The 4218-nt window shown below is 76.6% G+C and carries 4 protein-coding genes; 1 reads left to right on the top strand and 3 read right to left on the bottom strand.

Annotated features, from left to right (window positions below; all coding sequences use genetic code 11):
* A partial coding sequence (gene bla / locus J5O08_RS20335) for a class A beta-lactamase (RefSeq protein ID WP_218708723.1) occupies positions 1–1015 on the top strand: 1015 nt, incomplete at its 5' end.
* Here the strand turns inward: bla and J5O08_RS20340 are convergent.
* From J5O08_RS20340 to J5O08_RS20350, 3 genes are all read right to left on the bottom strand, one after another.
* Positions 1003–2433, bottom strand: coding sequence for an ATP-binding protein (locus J5O08_RS20340; RefSeq protein WP_218708724.1), 1431 nt, complete (start codon positions 2431–2433; stop codon positions 1003–1005). The genes bla and J5O08_RS20340 overlap by 13 nt on opposite strands.
* A 50-nt stretch (positions 2434–2483) precedes the next feature.
* Positions 2484–3299: an ABC transporter ATP-binding protein gene (locus J5O08_RS20345; protein ID WP_218708726.1), complete on the bottom strand. Its 816-nt coding sequence runs from the start codon at positions 3297–3299 to the stop codon at positions 2484–2486.
* A 31-nt stretch (positions 3300–3330) separates the two neighbouring features.
* Positions 3331–4218, bottom strand: an 888-nt coding sequence (locus J5O08_RS20350) for an ABC transporter permease (protein ID WP_218708727.1), incomplete at its 5' end; no start/stop codon positions are given.

Below are 4218 nucleotides of genomic sequence, written 5' to 3' on the forward strand. Positions count from 1 at the left end.
CGGCGCCGTGCCGAGGGTCGGCGCCGTGCCGCGGGCCGGCGACGCCCCGCGTGGCCGCGCCGCGCTGATCGGCGCGGCGCTCGCGTGCGTCCTCGCCCTGGCCGGGGCGGCGTGCGCACCGGGCGCGTCCGGCGGGCGCGACGCGCAGGCGACCGGTGCCCCGACCCCACCGCGCACGGTGAGCACCGCACCGCCCGCCCCAACGCCCGCCGACCTCACGGCCGCCGTCGAGGCCGACCTCGCCGCGCTGGAGCGGTCCACGGGCCGCCGGGTCGGGGTGTACGCCCGCGACATCGGCACCGGCGACACCGTGGCGTACCGGGCCGACGAGCGGTTCGGCTACGCGTCGACGCTCAAGGCGCTCGCCGCCGGCGAGGTGCTGGCGGGGCAGCCCGCGTCGATGCTCGACCGGCCGCTGACCGTGACCGCCGAGGACGTCGCGGACGTCGGCCACGCCCCGGTCACCGGCGGCGCGGCCGGCACGGACCTGACGATCGGCGCGCTCGGCGCGGCGGCGGTCATCGACAGCGACAACGGCGCGCTCAACGTGCTGCTCCGGCACCTGGGCGGACCCGCCGCGCTCGAGGCGGCGCTCGCAGCCCGCGGCGACACCGTGACCCTGGTCGACGAGGCGGAGCCGGAGCTCAACCGGTTCACGCCGGGCGACCCGGCGCGGACCTCCACCCCGCGCGCCCTGGCCGAGGGGCTGGCGACGTACGCCCTCGGTGACGCGCTCGACCCCGCGGTGCGCCAGACGTACGTCGGCTGGCTCACCGCGAGCACGACGGGCCTCGACGCGATCCGCGCGGGGACGCCCGAGGGCTGGGTCGTCGGCGACAAGACCGGCACCGCCGGCCGGTACGGCTCCCGCAACGACATCGCGGTCCTCTGGCCGCCCGGGCGCGCCCCGATCGTGCTGGCTGTGCTCACCGACCACCCGGACGAGGCCGCCGAGCCGGACGACGCCGTCCTGGCCGCGGCGGCCCGGACGGTGCTCGCCGCCTACTCCGGCTGACCCGCACCCGCCCCCAGCAGGGAGCGGGTGACGCGCTGCGTGTCGTCCGTGAGCTCGGCGACCGCCGCGCGGAGGGCCGCGTCGTCCACCGTGCGGTCGTCCTCCGCGGCGAGCAGCACGGCGCGCCGGATCACCTCCTTCACGAACGACGCGGTCACGCCGGCCGTGGCCCCGGCCGCGTCGTCCAGCGCCCCCGGCGTCAGCGGCAGCCCGTCGGCGTAGAGGCGGAACAGCCGCAGTCGGGCGTCGTCGTCGGGCAGCGGGATCTCCACCGCGAGGTCCACCCGTCCGGGGCGCTGCGCCAGCGCCCGCTCCAGCAGGTCGGCGCGGTTGGTGGTGAGCAGGAACGCGACGTCGGCGTCCCCGCCGAGGCCGTCCATCGCGTCGAGCACCTCGAACAGCAGCGGCTGCGGGCCGGCGTGCAGCGACCGGTCCTCGGAGATGAGGTCGACGTCCTCCAGCACGACGACGGCCGGCTGCAGCGCGTGCGCGGTCTCGGTGGCGAGCCGGACCAGGCCCAGCGACTGGCCCGCCAGCACGATGGCCGTGGTCTCCGCGTCGGCCCCGAGGAGGTGCCGGACCGTGTGGGTCTTGCCCGTCCCGGGCGGCCCGTAGAGCAGGACGCCGCGCTTGAGGTGCTGGCCTGCGGCGCGCAGCCGGTCGCGGTGCCGGGCGACCCCGAGCACCTGCCGCTCGACCCGCTCCAGGGTGCCCTCGGGCAGCACGACGTCCTCGGCCGGGACCCGCACCCGCGGCAGGAACGTCACCCCGCCCGCCGACTGGCCGTACGGGCTGGGCGTGAAGCTCACCACCTGGCCGCGCAGCACGGAGTGGCTCAGCATCGCCTCCCGGACCGCGGCTAGCGCGGCCGCCGCCGCGTCCTCGTCGGGCGACATCGCCTCGAGCTTCGCCTCCTGTCCCTGCTGGGGCGCGGCCGCCCGCTGCAGCAGGGCGACCGGCGCGCCCCCGAACCGGAACAGGTGCACGCCGAACGCGACGACCCGGCGATCGGCATCGGGGCCGACGGGCACGCGGACGTAGTCGACGGCGCCGACGGGGAACTGCGCCCACGCGCCGGAGTGCTCGACGATCTCGGAGAACGACGAGTGCCGGCGCTGCTCGCCGCCGCCGACCCCGACGAGCCGCCCGCCGCCGGCCGCGCCGACCACGACCTCGAGCGCGACGTCGGCGTCGACCGCGCGGAGCGCCCCGACCTCCTCCGTCAGCACGGCGAGGCCGCGCGGGTCGGTGCCGAGGTGCTCGCGCAGCACCTCGGCGATCGGCGTGGCGTCGCCGGACCGCCTTCGCTGCGCGCGGTCGTTGACCCGCTCGATCAGCGTGCCGACCGCGTCGAGGAACGCGTCGGTGCGGGCGGGGTCCGGGTCGGGGGCGACGGCCCCCGGGGTTCCGTCGGTCATGGCCCGACGCTAGCCACCTGGCGGGCTCGCGCGCGGCCGTTTTCCTCGGGTCACGCCGCCGGGGCCGCGACCTCCTCGTGCACCAGGGCGGAGATCCGGCGCTTCAGGGCGTTGAACTCCGCGGAGGTCACGTCCCGGTCGCCCGCGAGGTCGATCGGGACGATCTCCTTCACGTGGCCCGGGACCCCGTGCGACGCCCCGCCCGCCATCACGACGACGCGGTCCGCGAGGAACACGGCCTCCTCGATGGAGTGCGTGACGAACAGGACGGTCGTGCCGGTCTCCCGGTGGATCCGGGAGAGCTCGCCCTGCAGCGTCGACCGGGTGAGGGCGTCGAGCGCGCCGAACGGCTCGTCCATCAGCAGCAGGGACGGGTCGTTGGCGAGCACCCGGGCGATGGCGACGCGCTGCTGCATGCCGCCGGACAGCTCGCTGGGGTACTTGTCCGCGAACCGGGTCAGGCCGACGGCGGCGAGGAACCGGTCGGTGCGCTCGGTGACGACGGAGCGCTGCAGCCGGGCCTGCTTCGGGCCGTAGGCGATGTTCTCCCGGACGGACAGCCACGGGAACAGCCCGTAGTCCTGGAACACGACGCCGCGCTCGGGGTCGGGTCCGGTGACCGGGGCGCCGGCGACCGCGACGGTGCCGGAGGTCGCGTCCTCGAAGCCGGCGAGGATCCGCAGCAGCGTGCTCTTGCCGCAGCCGGACGCGCCGACCACGCAGACGAACTCGCCGGCCGGGACGTCGAGGTCGACGTCGGCCATCGCGGCCACGGAGCCGCCGGACCGGGTGGGGTACTGCTTGCCGAGACCGGCGACGCGCACGTCGGCAGGCTGGCGGGGGCGGACGGTGCCGATGCGGGGCATGGTCGTCTCCTTCCGGGTCGGACGGGGCGCGTCAGGTCAGGGTGGGGCGGCCGCGGGTCGCGAGCGCGAGGAGGCCGGTGAGCAGGCGGTCGGCCACGAAGCCGCACAGGCCGATGACGACCATCCCGGCGACGATCAGGTCGGTCTTCGACTGGTCCCGGGCCTGCGTGATCATGGCGCCGAGCCCGGTGTTGATGCCGACGGTCTCGCCCACCACGAGGATCACCCACGCCAGGCCCAGGGCCACGCGCAGCCCGCTGGCGATCGACCGCATCGAGGCGGGCAGCACCACCTTGTAGAGGACCTGGGCCTTCTTGGTGCCGAGCATCGCGGCCGCCTCCAGGAGCCGCACCGGCACCTGGCGCACCCCGGCGATCGTGTTGAGCAGCACCGGGAAGAACGCCGCGAGGAACACCAGGAAGATCGCGGAGCCGTCGCCGTAGCCGATGATCAGCAGCGTCAGCGGCGCCCACGCGGTGACCGGGATCGGCCGGGCCAGGTTGACGGTCGGCTCCAGCATCCGGAACGCGAGCGAGAACCGGCCCATGACGACGCCGAGCGGCACCGCCAGGGCGACCGCCAGGGCGAAGCCGGCGAGCACGCGCTGCGTCGACGCCCACAGGTGGGCGAGCAGGGTGCCGCTGAACGCGTCGTCGACGATGCCGCCCACCGCCAGGTCGACCAGCCGGCGGCCGACCTCCAGCGGGGTGGGCAGGAAGCCCATCTTGATGCCGAACGGCAGCTCCCACGCCTGCTGCACGCCGACGGTCCACAGGACCAGGACGAGCGCGGGCACGGGGAGCGCGAGCAGGAGCGGGCCGACGCGGGGGCGGCGACGGGCGGCCCGGGCGGGGCGCTCGGGCGCCGGGGCGGCGGGCGCGGGCGCCTGCGCGGCACGGGCGGGCGCAGCGGTGGTCGC

The organism is Cellulomonas sp. PS-H5 (genome assembly GCF_019265565.1).
Lineage (GTDB): Bacteria > Actinomycetota > Actinomycetes > Actinomycetales > Cellulomonadaceae > Cellulomonas.

Coding starts and splice junctions, on each gene's coding strand:
- J5O08_RS20340 (WP_218708724.1), bottom strand. CDS start 2,433: ATGACCGACGGAACCCCGGGGGCCGTCGCCCCCGACCCGGACCCCGCC.
- J5O08_RS20345 (WP_218708726.1), bottom strand. CDS start 3,299: ATGCCCCGCATCGGCACCGTCCGCCCCCGCCAGCCTGCCGACGTGCGC.